This is a genomic window from Agromyces sp. NPDC058136 (assembly GCF_042884375.1).
Classification (GTDB): Bacteria; Actinomycetota; Actinomycetes; order Actinomycetales; family Microbacteriaceae; genus Agromyces.
Genome location: NZ_JBHVUA010000001.1, coordinates 1141409 through 1158758, shown reverse-complemented (window position 1 = coordinate 1158758; position 17350 = coordinate 1141409). Strand labels below are relative to the sequence as shown.

Here is a 17350-nt window from a genome sequence, read left to right as displayed (position 1 = left end):
GGCATCGACGTCGCCGTGGTCGAGTTCGCGCTCGATTCTGCGCCGCCAGCAGATCGAGTGGGCAGAAATGAACCTTCCCAGCGCTCCATGGGTACATCTCTGCCCACTCGATCTGGGGCTGGGGCTGGGGCTGGGGCTGGGGCTGAGATGCTTCGGCTGACGCCGCTGCATACCGAGACCGTCGACTGGGATCCCGCGCTCCGCGCGCAGATCCTCGCGGTCGCGGCCGGGGAGGCGCTCGACGCCGGGGCGTGGACGCGCCTCACCACGGAGCTCGGACAGGCCTTCGCCGAGGCGGCGGCACGCGGCATCCGCGCCGTCGGCGTGCAGCCCGACCTCGTCGTCTCGCACGGCCAGACCGTCTACCACTGGGTCGAGGGCGGGCACGCCCGCGGCACCCTGCAGCTCGGCGAGCCCGCCTGGATCGCCGAGCGCACGGGCGCGCCCGTCCTCTCGGACCTGCGCATGGCCGACATCGCCGCCGGCGGCGAAGGGGCGCCCCTCATGGCGTTCTTCGACCGGCTCTGGCTCGGCGAGGAGGCGCGGGCGACGGCCCGGCCGATCGCGACCGTCAACCTCGGCGGCATCGCGAACGTGCAGCTCGTCGCCGCCGACGGCTCGGTCGCGGCCTTCGACACGGGCCCCGGCAACTGCCTCATCGACGCGGTCGTCGACCGGGCGACGGGCGGTGCGCAGCGCTACGACGACGGCGGACGGCTCGCCGCCGCGGGGCACGTGCACGAAGAGCTCCTCACGGCCCTCCTCGCGCACCCCTACCTCGCGGCGCCCGCGCCGAAGTCGACCGGGCGCGAGACCTTCGACCTCGCGGTCGTCGACGCGGCGATCGCTGCGGGCGCAGGCGCGGGCGACCCGGTCCCGACCGTCGAGGACCTCGCCGCGACGCTCACCGAGCTCACCGCGCGCACCGTCGTCGACGCGCTCACCGGTGCGTCGGCCGAGTCGGCACCCGCGACGCTCATCTGCTCGGGCGGCGGTGCGCAGAACCCGGTGCTGCTCGCCCGAATCGTCCACCACGCGGCCGCTCGCGGCATCGAGGTCGAGTCGAGCGCTGCGCGCGGCCTCGACCCCGCGTTCAAGGAGTCGCTCATGTTCGCGCTCCTCGGCTACTGCAGCCTGCACGGCGCGCCGATCGAACTCGGCCCATTGCCTGCAGGCGGGCGCGTGCTCGGCCGGTTCTCGCCGGGCCGCGGCCCGCTCGAACTCCCGACGCCGCACGACGGCGCCGTGGCATCCGTCACCATCGAACACCGCACCAACGCACACCGCACCAACGGGGGAGCAACACCATGAGCGGTCACGCACCGCAGTCGGCCGAGCATCGCGCACTGCGAGAGCTGCTCGGCGAACTCTCGACCGAGCAGGTCAACGACGCCCACGCCGGGTTCGACCTGCTCTCGACCGAGGCGCAGATCGAGGCCATGCAGGCCGAGAGCGCCCAGGCCGTCGCGGCCGTGTCGCGGGCGACTCCGCAGATCGCCGCCGCCGTCGACGCCATCGTCGCGCGCCTGCGCGGCGGCGGACGCCTCGTGTACTCGGGCGCGGGCACCGCCGGGCGCATGGGCGTGCTCGACGCGAGCGAGATCCCGCCGACCTTCGGCACCGACCCCTCGCTCGTGGTCGGCCTCATCGCAGGCGGTGACGGCGCGCTGCGCTCGGCCGTCGAGAACGCCGAGGATGACGCGGCGCGCGGCGCCGCCGACCTCGAGGCGATCGGACTCGGCCCCGCCGACGCGTTCATCGGCATCTCGGCGTCGGGTCGCACGCCCTACGTGCTCGGTGCCATCGAGTACGCGAAGGGCGTCGGCGCGCTCAGCATCGGCTTCGCCTGCAACGCGGGCTCGGCGATCGGTGCGGCCGCCGACCTCGCGATCGAGACCGTCGTCGGCCCCGAGATCGTGGCGGGCTCGACCCGGCTCAAGGGCGGCACCGCGCAGAAGCTCGTGCTCAACACGATCTCGACGATCGCGATGGTTCGCCTCGGGAAGGTGCACGGCAACCTCATGGTCGACGTGCAGGCCACCAACGCGAAGCTCCGTGCGCGCGCCGAGCGCATCGTCATGCAGGCGACCGGAGTGGACGCCGCCGCGGCGTCCGCCGCACTCGCCTCCGTCGACGGGCACGTGAAGGCCGCGATCCTCGTCACCATGACTGGGGTGGATCCCCAACTCGCGCTGGCGCGCCTCGCCGCCGAAGATGGAGTGCTGCGCGATGCTCTCTCCAGTGCGCACGAGCTGACCGTCGAGTAGGGCGGCCGCGATCACCAGGAGAAGGAACGGGAGGCAGGAGATGTCGGCGAACGTGCTGTCGAATGTGCGGGACGCGCTGCCGCGCCTCAGCTCCTCGGAGGCGCGCGTCGCCGAGACGATCATCGCCGACCCCACGCTCGTCGTCGACCTCACGATCACCGACCTCGCCCGCGTCTGCGGCACTTCGCTGTCGACGGTGGCCCGGTTCTGCCAGACGCTCGGGTACTCGGGGTACCGCGAGTTCCGCATGGAGGTCGCGAGCGCCGTCAGCCGCGAGGCCGCCGAGCGCGACCGTTTCGGGTTGGCGAACGCCGACATCGACCCCGCCGACACCGCCGCCGACGTGATCGCGAAGATCGCATTCCACGAGGTGCTCGCCATCGAGCAGACGGTCGAGGCGCTCGACACCACCGCACTGGACGGGGTCGTCGACGCGATCGTCGCCGGCGCCCACGTCGACATCTACGGCTTCGGATCGAGCGGACTCACCGCGCAGGATCTCCAGCAGAAGCTCTCGCGCATCGGGATCTCCGCGTTCTGCTCGGTCGACGTGCACCTCGCGCTCGTCTCGGCGGCGCTTCGCAAGCCAGGGGATGTCGCGATCGGCATCTCGCACTCGGGACTCACCGCCGAGACGAACCACGCGCTCGAGGTCGCCCGCGAGGGCGGGACGACGACGGTCGCCGTGACGAACTCGCCCGACTCGCCGCTCGCCGAGCTCGCCGAGTTCGTGCTGATGACGCACGCGCGCGAGTCGAACTACCGGGTCGGGGCGATGTCGAGCAGGATCGCGCAGCTCGCCGTCGTCGACTTCCTGTTCGTGCGCGTCGCGCAGCGGCTCGGCGACTCGGTCTCGACCCCGCTGCAGCGGACCTTCGAGGTCACCGCGCGCCATCGGGTCGCGCCGCGCCGCCGTACGAGCTGAGCGCGTCGGCGGTGGGCAGTGCGCGGTGCGCGGTGCGCGCCCGCGTGCACGCGGTTCAGCGCTCGGCCGCGAACGTCTCCGCGTAGAGCTCCCGCAACGCGGGCAGCCCGCCCGCACCGAACGCCGCGCGCTGCCGCGTCGCGCCCGTCCCCTCACGCTGAACACGTGCGAAGCCCTGCGCCACGAGCTCGGCATCCCCGTTCGCCTCCAGGGCGGGCGCAAGCAGCGACTGCGCCCGGTCGAGCACCTCGTCGGCCTGGCGCAGCTCGCCGAGCACCGGGTCGAGCACGAGCGCGGTGACGCCCGTGCGGGCCGAGTGCAGCAACGCGGCATCCAGCAGTTCGGGGCCGGGAGCCGCCGCCCCGGCCGGAACGACGGACGCGGCGGCGCCGAGCGACGCGTCGACGACGCTGTCGACGAGCGCCCGGCAGAGCACGGCGACGAGCACGGCCGACCACGCCTCGAGCTGCGCGTCGGCGACCCTGACCTCGACCGTCGGCACGTGCTCTGAGAGCCGCGCGCTCCACATGATGATCGCGTGGTCCTTCATTCCGCCGATTCCGACGAGCCGTTCGAGCCGCCGCTCGTAGTCGGCCGCGTCGCGGAACTCGGGCGGGCAGCCCGTCGTCGTCCACCGCCGCTGGCCGACGTTGCGCCAGCTCTCGAATCCGGTGTCGTGCCCGCGCCACACGGGCGAGTTGCCCGTGAGCGCAGAGATGAGGGGCAACCACGTGCGGATCGCGTTGAGCGCACGCACCCCCTGCTCGCGGTCGTCGATGCCGACGTGCACGTGCAGCCCCTGGATCTGGTGGTCGGCGATCACGCCGGCCATGTCGTGCACGATGCGCAGGTAGCGCGGCGTCGCCGTGATCGTCGGGAACGGCAGCGCATCGGGCGGGCAGCCGACGCTCGCCGCCACGACGCCCGCGAGTGCGGCCTCCGCGGCGACCTCGCGGCGGAACCCGACGAGGGCCTCCTGCGCCTCGGACGTTCTGGTGAAGACGGCCGAGGCGTGCTCGACCTGCGCGGCGAGGAACTCGCGATGCGCCAGCGGCCGCCATCGCGGATCGGCGGCGAGGTGCGCGAAGGCGTCTTCGGCGACGTCCGCCGGCCGCATCGTGTCCCGATCGAGGAAGACGAACTCCTCCTCGATGCCGAAGGTGGTCATCTCGGCTCCTGCCCGATGCTCACTCTCCTCACCGGAGGCGTGCGCGTCAAGGGCCGAGCGCCGCCCGACGGCGTCAGGCGAGCAGCAGCAGCGCGGCGCTCGAGGTGAGCGTGATCACGAGCGAGCCGGCGACGAGCGCCACGACGGTGAGCAGCGTCACGTGGGCGCGGGAGAGACCGGCGGCCGAACCCATCGCCCGCGTCGAGAGCAGCGATGCGGATGCCACGGGCTGACCGTGCGGCATCGGCACCGTCGTGTGCTCGGGCACCAGTCGGAGCGTCTGCGTGACGAGTCGGGCGAGGTCTTCGTCGGTGGCGAGGAGGGGCGTGGAGGTCTCGTCGGGCGCGAGCGACGGTGCGGACTCGGTCATCGACGGCGTCGGCGACGGTTCGGGGGAGTCGGACCGGGGGGCCGTGTGCGGGGTCCAGCTGCGGCCGTCCCAGTACCGCAACCAGGTGGCGTCCGCCTCGTCGTCGTACCAGCCGGCCGAGCGCTCAGCCATTCGCGGCCGCGGCGTCGGGAAGGGTCATTCGACGAGAGTATCGCCACCCGTCACGCGATGCGATCGGCAGAACTCCCCATGGTGGCGAGCACCGGTTCGTGGTCGTGCGCCGAGTCGGCGGGCACGGGCTCGCCAGTGGGTTCGAGGCCGAGCGTCGCCGACGGCGCGACCACCGCGGACGCGGCGACCGCGCCCGCCCGGCGCACCATGCGCGCCGCCTGCACGATCAGCACGCCGAGCACCGCACCCGCCGTGTTCATGACGAGGTCGCGCGGGTCGGAGATGCGGTCGGGCTCGGGCAGCTGGATGAGCTCGATGACCGTCGTGAATGCGAGACCGACGAGGAACGCGAACGGCCACGCCCGGCGGGGGAGGAGCAGGGCTGCGAGCGCGCCGACCGGGATGAAGAGGGCCACGTTGAACGCGATCTCGCTGAGGTAGCCGGTGCCCCAGGTCACCTGCGCCGTCCAGGCGTCGACGTTGAGGATGCCGCCGTCGACCTGATTGCCGGTGGTGCTCCACGGCGCAGGGCCGACGGTCGCCCACAGCACGAGCGCCGCATACGCGACAGCGACGAGACCGAGGGGGCGGCGATCCATGCCCCGATTCTCCACCAGCGAACCTTCGAACGGGCTGGTTATCCACAGGGTGTCCGATCCGAACGTCACAATCCGGTCGCGACCCGTGTTTTTGGGCGCGGAAGCCGATACAGTATCCTCACTGATTCCTCCATCAAGCGGGCGCTTGCCCGCGCCTCCATCTGATTGCCCGGAGGCGGACCGATCCGCGTGGCATGACCCGATACGAGACGGCGGATGCCTGAGTGCACACCGCCCCTCGCCCCCGCTCCGTCGGCAACCCGCCGCGCGGGGCAGCGATCGACCGTCGATCGCATCGGGCTTGCACCAGCGGCCCATCAGGACAGAAGGACAGCAGTATGGCAACCGGAACCGTCAAGTGGTTCAACGCCGAAAAGGGCTTCGGCTTCATCGCTCCCGACGACGGCTCGGCCGACGTCTTCGCGCACTTCAGCGCGATCTCGGGCAACGGCTACCGCTCGCTCGAAGAGGGCCAGAAGGTCGAATTCGACGTCGCTCAGGGCCCGAAGGGTCTCCAGGCGGAGAACATCCGCGGCCTCTAAGGTCGTCGGCGTTTGAACGCCGTCGCAGCCTCGTGCTGCGGCGGCGTTCGTCGTATCCGGGCGAGGTCACAGTTTCACCGGGTAACGTCGGGCGTGCCGGCCCTCGTGCTCTGCACGAACGGCCTGCGCTCCCGGCGGCGGACGTCGTCGACGGGAACTCGCACGTCCTCACGGTCGTGCACGTCGCATCGCCCAGGCGGTGCGGCTCTACAGAAGGAAATGAATATGGCAACCGGAACCGTCAAGTGGTTCAACGCCGACAAGGGCTTCGGCTTCATCGCTCCCGACGACGGCAGCGCCGATGTCTTCGCGCACTTCAGCGCGATCGCATCGGGCGGCTACCGCTCGCTCGAGGAGAACCAGAAGGTCGAGTTCGAGACCGCCCGCGGCCCCAAGGGCCTGCAGGCGGAGAACATCACCGTCATCGGCTGAGTTCTCTCCAGAGTTTCGCTCCGGATGCCTCGGCGCACTCCCGTTCCACGGGGGCTGCGCCGGGGCATCCGTCGTTTTCGCGCTCCCTGCCCTGAGGGTCTTCAAAGGTTCGCTCCCTACGATCGGACCATATCGACCGCCCGGCCCCGGTCGGCCCCGAAGGAGGAGCCCCCATGCAGTGCCCCAGTGACGGAACCGTGCTCGTGATGAGCGAGCGCAGCGGCATCGAGATCGACTACTGCCCGACCTGTCGCGGTGTGTGGCTCGACCGCGGCGAACTCGACAAGATCGTCGAGCGCGCCGGCCGCGAGTTCGGTGGCGCGCAGGCGGCTCCCGTGGCTCCGGCGGCTCCGGCGCAGCCGCAGCAGGCCGCGTACGGGCAGCAGCAGTACCAGCAGCCGTACGACAACCGCGGGTACGACAACCGTGGGTACGACAACCGCGGCTACGGCGACCAGGGCTACGCCCGCAAGAAGAAGAAGGAGAGCTGGCTCTCCGATCTCTTCGACTGAACCACCGAACACGCGGATGCCGCGTCGGCCGCCACTCGGGCGGTCGGCGCGGCATTCGTCGTTCGTGCGGCGGATCAGGCCGCGTTGAACTCCGCCGGGTGGGGGCCCGTGCGGCCGTCGCGCTCGAGGGCGTCGATCGCGGCGAGGTCGTCATCGGTGAGCTCGAAGCCGAACACGTCGAAGTTCGCGGCGATCCGCGCCGGCGTCACCGACTTCGGGATCACGACCCGGCCCTGCTGCAGGTGCCAGCGGAGCACGACCTGCGCGGGCGTCACGCCGAGTCGCGCGGCGATCGCGGTGACGGATGCCTCGCCGAGCACGGCGCCCTGCGCGAGCGGGCTCCACGCCTCGGTGACGATCCCGTGGCGGGCGTTCGCCGCGACCGTCGCGCGATTCTGCAGGGCGGGGTGCAGTTCGATCTGGTTCACGGCCGGCACGGTGCCGGTCTCGGAGATGAGCCGCTCGAGGTGGGCCGGCTCGAAGTTCGAGACGCCGACGGCCCGCACCCTCCCCTCGTCGAGCAGGCGCTCGAGCGCCCGCCAGGTGTCGACGAAGCGGTCGCGCTCGGGCGTCGGCCAGTGGATCAGGTAGAGGTCGAGGCGGTCGAGCCCGAGCTCACCGAGGCTCGCGTCGAACGCCCGGAGGGTCGTGTCGAAGCCCTGCTCGGAGTTCCACACCTTCGTCGTGACGAACAGCTCGTCGCGCGCGATCCCCGACTCGGCGAGGGCGCGGCCGACGCCCGCCTCGTTGCCGTAGATCGCGGCGGTGTCGATGCTCCGGTAGCCCGCGTCGAGGGCGGCGGCGACCGCTTCGGTCGTCTCGGCGTCGGGCACCTGGAAGACGCCGAAGCCGAGCTGCGGCATCTGCACGCCGTTGTTGAGGGTGACGGTGGGCAGGGTGGTGGTGGTCATGGATTCGCTTTCCTGGTCGATCGAGCGGGGGAGGGAGGCGGCGCGGTGCGCCGAGGTCATGCGGTGGGCACGGGGGTCGGGGAGGTCGCGGGGAAGCTCGGCGCGGAGGCATCCGCTCGCGTTGCTCGTCGGGCGGTCGCGGCGGCGATCGTCATGACGACGAGCGCTGCGAGTGTGATCCCGGCGCCCACCCAGATGGGCGAGGTGAAGCCGAGGCCGGCGGCGATCGTGAGGCCGCCGGCCCACGCGCCGAGCGCATTGCCGAGGTTGAACGCCGCGATGTTCGCGCCCGAGGCGAGCGTCGGCGCCCCGGCGGCGAAGCGCATCACCCGGCTCTGCAGGCCCGGCACCGTGCCGAAGCCGAACGCACCCATGAGCACGAGCAGCACGACCGTCGCGACCGGGCCGGCGGCGAGCCAGCCGAAGAGGGCGAGCACGACGACGAGGGCGGCGATGAAGGCGAGCAGGGTGCCGTCGATGGAGCGATCGGCGAGGCGACCGCCGGCCCAGTTGCCGACCACGAGCCCGGCGCCGAACAGCACGAGCAGCCAGGGCACGGCGCCGGCGGCGAAGCCGCTGACCTCGGTGAGGGTGAAGGCGATGTAGGTGAAGGCGCCGAACATGCCGCCGAAGCCGAGCACGGTGACGGCGAGGGAGAGCCACACCTGCCCTGAGCGGAACGCTCCGAGTTCGCGGCGCAGGCTCGGCGCGGGTCCGGCGGACCTCAGGCTCGGCACGAGTCCGGCGATGCCCGCCAGGGCGACGACGCCGATCGCGGTGATCGCCCAGAAGGTCGCACGCCAGCCGAACTGCTGGCCGATGAAGGTGCCGAACGGCACGCCGAGCACGTTCGCGGCCGTCAGCCCGGTGAACATGATCGCGATGGCGGCCGCGGCCTTCTCGGGGGCGACGAGGTTCGCCGCGACCACCGAGCCGATGCCGAAGAAGGCGCCGTGGCAGAGTGCGGCGATGACGCGGCCGGTCATCATGAGTTCGTAGCTCGGCGCGAGCGCCGAGACGGCGTTGCCGGCGATGAACAGCACGAGCAGGCCCATGAGCACGGGCTTGCGGGGGAGACGGATGGTGGCGGCCGTGAGCCCGAGCGCGCCGACGACCACCGCGAGGGCGTAGCCCGAGATCAGCCAGCCGGCGGTCGCCTCGCTCACGCCGAAGTCGGTCGCGACCTCGGGCAGCAGTCCCATGATGACGAACTCGGTGAGTCCGATGCCGAATCCGCCGATGGCGAGTGCGATGAGTCCGAGTGGCATGGCGAAGCTCCTGCTAGAGTGGAGGGAATTAGTTGCAAGCGCGCTCTATTGCGCAAGCGACGTTAATACTTGCATACGCAAATACAAAGCGCAAGCAACTAAATTCGAGGAGGCAGCATGGGGATCGCCGACGACGCCGTCGAAGTGCGCGCACAGGGGTGGCGCACGCTCGCCGCATTGCACGGCCTGATCGAGTCCGAGCTCGAGCGCGCGCTCGGGGCATCCGTCGATCTCTCGGTCGTCGAGTACACCGTGCTCGACGCGCTGAACCGGCAGGACGGCTGGCACATGCGCATGCAGCAGCTCGCCCGCGCGGCGGCACTCAGTCCGAGCGCGACGACCCGGCTCGTCAATCGCCTCGAGGACCGGGCGCTGCTCACGCGCATCCTCTGCGCCGACGACCGGCGTGGCATCTACACCGAGCTCACTCCGGCAGGCCTGGCGCTCTACGAGCAGGCCCGCCCGATCCATGACGAGACGCTCGAGCGCGTGCTTGCCGAGGCGGCCGCGCAGCCCGAGCTCGCGCCGGTCGTCGACGCGCTGCACATCGCGGCGCCCGTCGCCGGCTGAACCCGCTCCGCGACCGTCGTGCGGGAGTGATCAGCCCTGCGCGGGGCCGCCGATGTTCACGAGCCAGTTGACGCCGAATCCGTCGACGCACATGCCGAATGCGTCGCCCCACGGCGCGACCTCGAGCGGCACCGTCACCGCGCCGCTCGTCGAGAGCTTCTCCCAGTAGCCGCGGAGGGTCGCGTCATCGGCGAACGGCCCGGAGAGCGAGATCGAGATGTTGCTCGTCTCCGCGGCGGGCTGCATGTGGCTCGGGGTGTCGGCCGCCATCAGCAGGATGCCGCCGTCGCCCTCGAGCTGCCCGTGCATGACCTTGTCGGCGTCGGCGGGATCGTCGGCCTGCCCGTACTCGGCGAAGGTGCTGACGGTCAGCTCGCCGCCGAACACCGATTGGTAGAACTCCAGCGCCGCGCGGGCGTTGTCGAGGAAGTTGATGTACGGGTTCAGCCGAGCCATGATGCGTTCCTTTCGCCTGGTGCGGTCATGGCCGATGATTCTCGCTCGCGGCCCGCGCCGCAAGACCCCTTGACGAGGTCGGTTCGCGGCGGTATCTTTAATCAATCATTCAGTTGATCAATGAGTTGGTTGAGGAGGCGTGATGATCGTGAACCCCGATGCGGACGACCGGCTCGATCGCGCCTTCATGGCACTCGCCGACCCCGTTCGCCGTCGCATCATCGCCCGGCTCAGCCGTGGGTCGGCCACGGTCAACGAACTCGCCGAACCGTTCGAGATCAGCAAGCAGGCCGTCTCGAAGCACATCCAGGTGCTCGAGCAGGCGGGGCTCGTCACGCGAACGCGCGACGCGCAGCGCCGACCCGTGCACCTCGACCCGGCCGCACTCGAAGCACTCACCGCGTGGATCGACCGCTACCGGCTGATCCACGAGCAGCAGTTCCGTTCACTCGACGCGCTGCTCGCCGATGACCGCGGCGCCAACGCCGCGGCATCCACTGCCGACCAGGTCGGCGACCTCTCCGAGCGCGGCCGGCTGGCCGCGCCGCACAGGAAAGAGACAGGACAATGACGAACCCCGTCACCATCACCGCCCCCGAGGGGCTTCCCTTCATCGAGATCGAGCGCGAGTTCGCAGCCCCCGTCGAGGCGCTGTTCAACGCGCATCGCGACCCCGCGCTCGTCAAGCAGTGGCTCGGGCCGAACGGCTACGAGATGGACATCGAGCGCTGGGACTTCGTCTCGCAGGGCGGCTACCGCTACGTGCACACCGACGAGAAGGGCGACGCCTGGGCGTTCAACGGCACGTTCCACTCGGTGCGCGAGAACGAGCTCGCGATCCAGACCTTCGAGTTCGAGGGCTACCCCGACGTGGTGGCCATCGAGTCGATGACCTTCGAAGACCTCGGCGACGGCCGCTCGAAGTTGCGCATCCACTCGGTCTACCCGACGGTCGAAGCCCGCGACGGCATGGTCGCGAGCGGCATGGAGACCGGCCTGACCGAGGGCTACGCCCGGCTCGACGGCCTCGTCGGCTGACTTCACCACCTCCGGGCCGCCTGCGTCCGCTCGTGGGCGACCCGGACCGACCGAAGCACCGACAAGAAACGGAGCGCATCATGGACTGGACCCTGGAAGTGGTCATCCTGCCCGTCAGCGACATCGAGCGGTCGATCGAGTTCTACCGCGATCGCGTCGGGTTCGACCTCGACCATCACACCGTGACCGAGCACCTGGAGATCGCGCAGCTGACCCCGCGCGGTTCGGGCTGCTCGATCGTGATCGGCTCGCTGCCCTCGCAGCAGGAGATGGCGCCCGGCTCGCTGAAGGGCGTGCAGCTCGTCGTCGCCGACGCCGAGGCTGCTCGTGCCGAGCTCGTCGAGCGCGGCGTCGACGCGAGCCCGATCCAGGTGATCGACCCGCGCGACGGCGGCACCTTCTTCGGCTTCGCCGACCCAGACGGCAACACCTGGTCGGTGCAGCAGATCAAGGCCCGCGCCGAGCGGCCGCTCATCCCGGTCGAGGCGCGACAGCGATTCGGCGCCGAACAGGAGTACTGAGCGAGCGAGCTGCGGGCGTGAAGTCGCGTTCAGACCCGCGCGACCGGCTGCCGCAGGATCGTCCGGAGCTTCTCAGGCGCAGAGCGCCGCGGGTCGCCGAAGTAGACCTCGTGGTGCCGTCCGTCGAAGCGCAGGCCTTCGGCGGGCATGAACTCGTCGTGCAGGCGCGCGAGCGTCGGGCCCTCGTCGTCGTAGGCGCCGCGGTGCAGGGTCTGCACGCAGAGCCCCTCGTCGAGCGTCTCGAATCGCAGCCGCGCGACGGCCGGGGCCTTCGCGAGCGCCTTGGCGATCGCGGCCTCCTGCACCTCGGGAGTCAGCCAGTCGGGTTGCCAGATCATCATCGTCCAGCTCCAGGCCGACTTCTCGCGGGTCACGAAGGTCGACGGGTCGTCCGCGCTCCACAGCCCCTCGAGCGGGCCGACGACGTAGTCGAGCTCGAGCTCCCGCTTGCTCTGGAACTTCGCCGCATACGAGACCGCGTAGAGCGCCTCGACCGCAGCGGCGTACTCGGGCACCGTGTTGGGATCGCCCTCGCCGTCGACCATCGCGTAGCGCAACGGCGGCACCTCGACGAGGTCGAAGCGGCCGTGCGCGGCGGTGTAGCTCGGGATCTCACGTTTCGGATCGAACTTCGTCGTCGCCATCCGGCCATCCTCCCGGGCACCACCGACACCGACATCGGGACCGGGTCGGGTGTCGATCCAGTGCGCACCCGCCGGGCGCCAGGGTCGGCGGCCTGCGCGTCAGGCGTCGACGACGGCGGTCGGCGCGGTCGGCGTCGCCGGCGTCGTCTCGCCGGGGGTCGGCCGCCGCCGCGCCTGCCCGGCGACGGCGAGGCTCAGGATGATGACGGCGCCCACCACGAGCAGCGCCGAGCGGGCCCCGACCTCGTCGGCGAGCAGCCCGAACAGCGGCGGCGCGGCGAGGGAGGAGATCGTCGAGAACGAGGTCACGACCGAGACGCGCTGGCCGGCGCGTGCGGGGTCGTCGGAGGCCGCGGAGATCGCGATCGGGTTGCCGAGCGCGGTGCCGCAGCCCCAGAGCACGAGGCCGATCCAGGCCACAGCGAGGTCGGGGCCGAAGACGAAGAGCAGGAGGCCGGCGAGCGAGGAGAGGCCGGAGGCGCGCAGCACCGTGACGCGCCCGAATCGGTCGATGAGCCCGGTGCCGATGAATCGGAACACCGTCATCGCTCCGACGAAGGTGCCGTACGCCATCGCTCCCGTCGCCTCCGCGGCGGCGAAGCCGTCGACGACCGCGAGCGAGATCCACGTGGTTGCCGCTCCTTCCGCGAGCGAGGCGGCGAGCAGCACCACGCCGAGCAGCAGCGTACGGGGTTCGAGCCACGCGCCCAGCGCCGAGCGCACGGCGCTCCGGTTGCGCTCGCGCGTCGAGAGCGCGTCGACCGATCCCGTGGCCGTGGTGACCGGTGCCTGCGAGGTGAGCGTCGTCGCCGGCGCGACGAGCAGTGCGCGCAGCAGGGTCACGACCGCGGTGACGACGAGGATCTGCATCGCGACGTGGGCCCCGGCGAACGCGAAGCCCGCCGCGACGAGCGCTCCGAGCGCGGCGCCGATCGAGAAGGCCGCGTGGAACTGCGGCAGCACGGCCTTGCCGAGGCGCTGCTCGACGGCGGCCGCGTTGATGTTGATCGGCACGTTCACGAGCGCGCCGCACACGCCGTTGACCGCCATGCCGGCGATGAAGAATCCGAGTCCGAAGCCGAGCAGCCCCGTGGCATCCAGGCCGAAGCCGACGACGTTGCCCACGATGCCCGCGATGAGCACGTTGCGGCTGCCGAATCGAGCGATGATCGCACCGACCGTGAGCGCGCCGATGAGCGAGCCGAGACCGCCGATGATGAGCAGTGAGCCGAGCTGCAGCGAGGTGAGCTCGAGGGCGTCGCGGATCGACGGCATCCGACTCATCCACGAGACCTGGATGAGGCCGAACAGGGCGAACTGGGCCATGAGCGCCCAGCGGGCGGAGGAGACGGTCGGCATCTGTCGAAAGTAGCAGTAAGGAATCCTTACCCATGGCGGAATCCGGTCATCGAGGCAGGACATCCTGCCGATGTGCCGTCCCGCGCCGGGCGACCCTCAGGCGTCGCGCCGCGCCTCGAACCGCCAGTCGGTGATCCACGCGGGGTCCTCGCCGTGCTCGTAGGCGTACGCGCGCGCCGAGTCGCGGGCGGCCTGCCACTCCTCTGCGAGCGATTCCGATCCCGGGCGCTCCGCGAGGCCGGGCACCCGGCGCACGACGTCGAGTGCGAGGCGGTACCGGTCGAGCTCGTTGAGGTGCAACATGTCGAACGGCGTCGTCGTCGTGCCGCGCTCGGCGAAGCCGCGCACGTGCAGGTTCGCGTGGTTGGTGCGACGGTAGGTGAGCTGGTGGATGAGCGACGGGTAGCCGTGGAACGCGAAGATCACCGGCCTCGATCGGGTGAACACCCGGTCGAACTGCTCGTCGGTCAGCCCGTGCGGGTGCCGCGAGCGGTCCTGCAGCCGCATCAGGTCGACGACGTTGACGAGGCGCACGCGCAGATCGGGCAGCCGCTCGCGCAGCAGCTGCGCCGCGGCGATCGCCTCGACGGTCGGCACGTCGCCCGCGCACGCGAGCACCACATCGGGTTCGGATGCCTCGGGGTCGGCCGGGTCGAACCCGGGCTCGTTGCCCGCCCAGGACCACACCCCGAGCCCTGCGGCGACGTGGGCGTCGGCCTCGTCGGGGGAGAGCCACTGCTGCTGCGGCTGCTTGCCCGCGACGACGACGTTGACGCGGTTGCGCGTGCCGAACGCGTGCCGCATCGTCGCGAGGAGGGTGTTCGCGTCGGGCGGCAGCGACACCCGCACGATCTCGGCCTGCTTGTTGACGACGACGTTCAGGAAGCCCGGGTCCTGGTGCGAGAAGCCGTTGTGGTCCTGCCGCCACACGTGCGACGAGAGCAGGTACGTGAGGCTCGCGACGTCTTCGCGCCACGGCACCTCGCGGGCCGATTCGAGCCACTTGGCGTGCTGGTTGAACATCGAGTCGACGATGTGGACGAAGGCCTCGTAGCTCGTGATCAGTCCGTGCCGGCCCGTGAGCAGGTACCCCTCGAGCATGCCCTGCATGAGATGCTCACTGAGCGCCTCGATGACCCGGCCGCGCCGGGCGAGGTGCTCGTCGAGCGGATGCAGCGCCTCGGCCCACACACGATCGGTCATTTCGAACACCGCGCCGAGCCGGTTCGACAGCACCTCGTCGGGGCCGAACAGCCGGAACGAGTCGGGGTTCTCGCGCATGACGTCGGCGAGCCACGCGCCGAACACGCGCGTCGCCTCGCCGGTCGAGCCGCGCCCGCCCGCCGGCACGTCGAGCGCGTGGGGCCGGGTCGGCGGCAGCCCGATCGGGCGCACGATGCCGCCGTTCGCGTGCGGGCTCGCGCTCATCCGCAGCTCGCCGGACGGTCGCAGCGCGTCGAGCTCGGCCACGGGGCGCCCGCCATCGTCGAAGAGCTCCTCGGGCCGGTAGGAGCGCAGCCAGTCGTCGAGCATCGCGAGGTGCTCGGGGTTCTCGCGCACACCCGCGAGCGGAACCTGGTGGGCGTGGAACGTGCCCTCCACCTGCACGCCGTCGACGACGCGCGGCCCCGTCCAGCCCTTCGGGGTGCGCAGCACGATCGCGGGCCACCGGGCCGCACGATCGGCGAAGGCGCCGGCCGAGGCATCCGCCCTGATCGCGGCGATGCGGTCGTATGCGACGTCGATCGCGTCGGCCATGCGCGCGTGCACCGCCATCGGGTCCTCGCCGTCGAAGCCGCCCGTGACGAGCAGCGGCTCGTAGCCGTGGCCGCGCAGGAACTCGACGAGCTCGGACTCGGGGATGCGGGCGAGCAGGGTCGGGTTCGCGATCTTGTAGCCGTTCAGGTGCAGGATCGGCAGCACCGCGCCGTCGGTCTCGGGATCGAGGAACGCATGGCCGCGCCAGCTCGCGGCGAGCGGCCCCGTCTCGGCTTCGCCGTCGCCGATGACGCAGGCGACGACGAGGCCGGGGTTGTCGAGCGCCGCGCCGTAGGCGTGCATGAGCGAGTACCCGAGCTCACCGCCCTCGTTGATCGAGCCGGGCGTCTCGGGCGCCGCGTGCGAGGGGATGCCGCCCGGGAACGAGAACTGCCGGAAGAGCCCGGCCATGCCCTCGCGGTCGGTCGTGACCTGCGGGAACAGCTCGGAGTAGGTGCCGTCGAGCCAGGTGTTCGCGACCATCGCGGGGCCGCCGTGGCCGGGGCCGCACACGTAGAGCGTCGGGGTGCCCCGCTCGACGATCGCCCGGTTGAGGTGCGCGTAGACGAGGTTGAGCCCGGGGGAGGTGCCCCAGTGCCCGAGCAGTCGCGGCTTGATGTCGTCGCGGTCGAGCGGCTCGTCGAGCAGCGGGTTGCGCTTCAGGTAGATCTGCCCGACGCTCAGGTAGTTCGCGGCCCGCCACCAGCGGTCCACGAGTTCGAGCGGCACCGAGCCCCGAGCCCCGTGGGCGGACGGCTCCTGGTCGTCGCCCGATCCTCGCACCGCTCGTCCGTCAGCTCCGGCCATCGTCCCCACCCCGTTCGATCGTCCCGCCACCCCGAGCCTAGGTCGGGCGCACGGCGCGTGGCCAGCCTCGGCCGCCTCGGCGCGCCGGGCCCGCCGTCGCGTCGCGGCTAGGCTCGGGGCGATGGAATCGGTGCTCACGGGATTCGCGGTGATCGCGCTCGCCGTGTTCGTCGGCTGGCTCGCCGGCCGCACCGGTGTCGTGGGGCCTGAGGCGCGCCCCATCCTCGCCCGGCTGAACTTCAGCGTGCTCGCCCCGTTCCTCCTCTTCTCCGTGCTCGCGACTGCCGACGTCGGTGCGCTGTTCTCGGCCCTGCTGCCGGTCTCCGCGCTCGCCGCGGTCGCGATGATGCTCGTGTTCGCGCTCGTCTCGATGCTCGTCTGGCGCCGCGACCTCGCCCGCACCGTCGTCGGCTCGCTCGCCTCGGGCTACGTCAACGGCAACAACTTCGGCATCCCGATCGCCGTGTACATGCTCGGCGACGCCGCCTACTCGGCGCCGATCGTGCTCCTGCAACTGCTGCTGTTCGCCCCGGTCGCCCTCGCGATCCTCGGCGCCCGGGTGGAGGGGCGCACCTCCGTCTGGCAGATCGTGCGGGGCACCCTCACGAACCCGATCATCGTCGGCTCGCTCCTGGGCGTCGCGGTCGCGGTGTCGGGCGTCGAGCTGCCGCCCGTCGTGCTCGAGCCGATCGAACTGCTCGGGCACGCGGCCGTCCCGCTCATGCTCATCTCGTTCGGGCTCTCGCTGACAGGGCAGCGGCTGCTCGCCGCGGGCACCGGCCGCCGCGACGTGCTGCTCGCCTCGCTGCTGAAGCTCGTCGTGATGCCGGCGACGGCGTACCTGCTCGGCCGCTTCGTGTTCGGGCTCGACGAGACCGCCCTCTACGCCGTCACGGTGCTCGCCGCCCTGCCGACGGCGCAGAACGTCTTCAACTACGCCCAGCGCTACGAGACGGCGGAGATCGTCGCGCGCGACACCGTGTTCATCACGACCGTCGGCTGCCTGCCGGTCCTGCTCGGCCTGGCGTTGCTGCTCGGCTGACGTCGCCGGCTCGCGGCATGATGGTCGCG

General features: G+C 71.3%; 20 protein-coding genes. 11 read left to right on the top strand and 9 right to left on the bottom strand.

The genetic code is table 11. The annotated features are described in order from the left end of the window. Window positions 1-147 precede the first annotated feature (147 nt). Genes ACFVTX_RS05470 through ACFVTX_RS05460 form a run of 3 tightly spaced genes read left to right on the top strand, consistent with a single transcriptional unit; the run spans window position 148 to window position 3192 of the window. Window positions 148-1311 (top strand): anhydro-N-acetylmuramic acid kinase, encoded by a 1164-nt coding sequence (locus tag ACFVTX_RS05470; protein WP_386898541.1) that lies wholly within the window; start codon window positions 148-150, stop codon window positions 1309-1311. Then, window positions 1308-2267: an N-acetylmuramic acid 6-phosphate etherase gene (gene murQ / locus ACFVTX_RS05465; protein ID WP_386898540.1), complete on the top strand. Its 960-nt coding sequence runs from the start codon at window positions 1308-1310 to the stop codon at window positions 2265-2267. Before ACFVTX_RS05470 ends, murQ begins: the two co-directional genes overlap by 4 nt. Window positions 2268-2307: 40 nt before the next feature. Beyond that, the gene (locus ACFVTX_RS05460; protein WP_386898539.1) at window positions 2308-3192 is read left to right on the top strand and encodes a MurR/RpiR family transcriptional regulator; all 885 of its coding nucleotides are present in this window, start codon (window positions 2308-2310) and stop codon (window positions 3190-3192) included. 55 nt (window positions 3193-3247) lie between these two features. Here the strand turns inward: ACFVTX_RS05460 and ACFVTX_RS05455 are convergent, their stop codons facing one another. The 3 genes from ACFVTX_RS05455 to ACFVTX_RS05445 form a co-directional block, all read right to left on the bottom strand. After that, complete coding sequence (locus ACFVTX_RS05455) at window positions 3248-4360, bottom strand: YbdK family carboxylate-amine ligase (RefSeq protein ID WP_386898538.1); 1113 nt, start codon at window positions 4358-4360, stop codon at window positions 3248-3250. 73 nt (window positions 4361-4433) lie between these two features. Next, window positions 4434-4862, bottom strand: a complete 429-nt coding sequence (locus ACFVTX_RS05450) for a DUF2510 domain-containing protein (RefSeq protein ID WP_386898537.1) — start codon at window positions 4860-4862, stop codon at window positions 4434-4436. Between the two features lie 50 nt (window positions 4863-4912). After that, window positions 4913-5461, bottom strand: a complete 549-nt coding sequence (locus ACFVTX_RS05445) for a VanZ family protein (protein WP_386898536.1) — start codon at window positions 5459-5461, stop codon at window positions 4913-4915. A 338-nt stretch (window positions 5462-5799) separates the two neighbouring features. On the opposite strand from ACFVTX_RS05445, the gene ACFVTX_RS05440 reads away from it, so the two are divergent. The 3 genes from ACFVTX_RS05440 (at window position 5800) to ACFVTX_RS05430 (ending at window position 6947) form a co-directional block, all read left to right on the top strand. Continuing rightward, on the top strand, window positions 5800-6003 hold the full coding sequence (locus ACFVTX_RS05440) for a cold-shock protein (RefSeq protein ID WP_022888560.1): 204 nt from the start codon (window positions 5800-5802) through the stop codon (window positions 6001-6003). 225 nt (window positions 6004-6228) lie between these two features. Further along, a complete protein-coding gene (locus ACFVTX_RS05435; protein WP_159602901.1) occupies window positions 6229-6435 on the top strand; it encodes a cold-shock protein in 207 nt (68 codons plus the stop codon). 173 nt (window positions 6436-6608) lie between these two features. Continuing rightward, the gene (locus ACFVTX_RS05430; RefSeq protein ID WP_386898535.1) at window positions 6609-6947 is read left to right on the top strand and encodes a zf-TFIIB domain-containing protein; all 339 of its coding nucleotides are present in this window, start codon (window positions 6609-6611) and stop codon (window positions 6945-6947) included. A gap of 74 nt (window positions 6948-7021) precedes the next feature. Here ACFVTX_RS05430 and ACFVTX_RS05425 read toward each other — a convergent pair whose 3' ends face one another. Continuing rightward, window positions 7022-7858 (bottom strand): aldo/keto reductase, encoded by an 837-nt coding sequence (locus ACFVTX_RS05425; RefSeq protein WP_386898534.1) that lies wholly within the window; start codon window positions 7856-7858, stop codon window positions 7022-7024. A gap of 56 nt (window positions 7859-7914) precedes the next feature. After that, window positions 7915-9126 (bottom strand): MFS transporter, encoded by a 1212-nt coding sequence (locus ACFVTX_RS05420; RefSeq protein WP_386898533.1) that lies wholly within the window; start codon window positions 9124-9126, stop codon window positions 7915-7917. A gap of 117 nt (window positions 9127-9243) precedes the next feature. Between ACFVTX_RS05420 and ACFVTX_RS05415 the strand changes: the two genes are divergently transcribed. Then, window positions 9244-9696, top strand: coding sequence for a MarR family winged helix-turn-helix transcriptional regulator (locus ACFVTX_RS05415; protein ID WP_386898532.1), 453 nt, complete (start codon window positions 9244-9246; stop codon window positions 9694-9696). A gap of 30 nt (window positions 9697-9726) precedes the next feature. Here the strand turns inward: ACFVTX_RS05415 and ACFVTX_RS05410 are convergent, their stop codons facing one another. After that, entirely contained in the window at window positions 9727-10155 is a 429-nt protein-coding gene (locus tag ACFVTX_RS05410; protein ID WP_386898738.1) for a VOC family protein, read from the bottom strand. 139 nt (window positions 10156-10294) lie between these two features. On the opposite strand from ACFVTX_RS05410, the gene ACFVTX_RS05405 reads away from it, so the two are divergent. The 3 genes from ACFVTX_RS05405 to ACFVTX_RS05395 all read left to right on the top strand — a co-directional run bounded on the left by ACFVTX_RS05405 (window position 10295) and on the right by ACFVTX_RS05395 (window position 11711). Continuing rightward, window positions 10295-10723 carry an ArsR/SmtB family transcription factor gene (locus ACFVTX_RS05405; protein WP_386898531.1) on the top strand — a complete coding sequence of 143 codons (429 nt, stop codon included), beginning with the start codon at window positions 10295-10297 and terminating at the stop codon, window positions 10721-10723. Then, window positions 10720-11190, top strand: coding sequence for an SRPBCC family protein (locus ACFVTX_RS05400; RefSeq protein WP_386898530.1), 471 nt, complete (start codon window positions 10720-10722; stop codon window positions 11188-11190). Before ACFVTX_RS05405 ends, ACFVTX_RS05400 begins: the two co-directional genes overlap by 4 nt. Window positions 11191-11270: 80 nt before the next feature. Continuing rightward, window positions 11271-11711, top strand: coding sequence for a VOC family protein (locus tag ACFVTX_RS05395; RefSeq protein WP_386898529.1), 441 nt, complete (start codon window positions 11271-11273; stop codon window positions 11709-11711). Window positions 11712-11740: 29 nt separating this feature from the next. Here the strand turns inward: ACFVTX_RS05395 and ACFVTX_RS05390 are convergent, their stop codons facing one another. The 3 genes from ACFVTX_RS05390 to ACFVTX_RS05380 all read right to left on the bottom strand — a co-directional run bounded on the left by ACFVTX_RS05390 (window position 11741) and on the right by ACFVTX_RS05380 (window position 16279). After that, window positions 11741-12355: a GyrI-like domain-containing protein gene (locus ACFVTX_RS05390; RefSeq protein WP_386898528.1), complete on the bottom strand. Its 615-nt coding sequence runs from the start codon at window positions 12353-12355 to the stop codon at window positions 11741-11743. Between the two features lie 99 nt (window positions 12356-12454). After that, a complete protein-coding gene (locus ACFVTX_RS05385) occupies window positions 12455-13714 on the bottom strand; it encodes an MFS transporter (protein WP_386898527.1) in 1260 nt (419 codons plus the stop codon). Window positions 13715-13810: 96 nt separating this feature from the next. Beyond that, on the bottom strand, window positions 13811-16279 hold the full coding sequence (locus tag ACFVTX_RS05380; RefSeq protein ID WP_386898526.1) for a phosphoketolase: 2469 nt from the start codon (window positions 16277-16279) through the stop codon (window positions 13811-13813). A 121-nt stretch (window positions 16280-16400) separates the two neighbouring features. On the opposite strand from ACFVTX_RS05380, the gene ACFVTX_RS05375 reads away from it, so the two are divergent. Beyond that, complete coding sequence (locus ACFVTX_RS05375) at window positions 16401-17321, top strand: AEC family transporter (RefSeq protein WP_386898525.1); 921 nt, start codon at window positions 16401-16403, stop codon at window positions 17319-17321. Window positions 17322-17350: the final 29 nt, after the last annotated feature.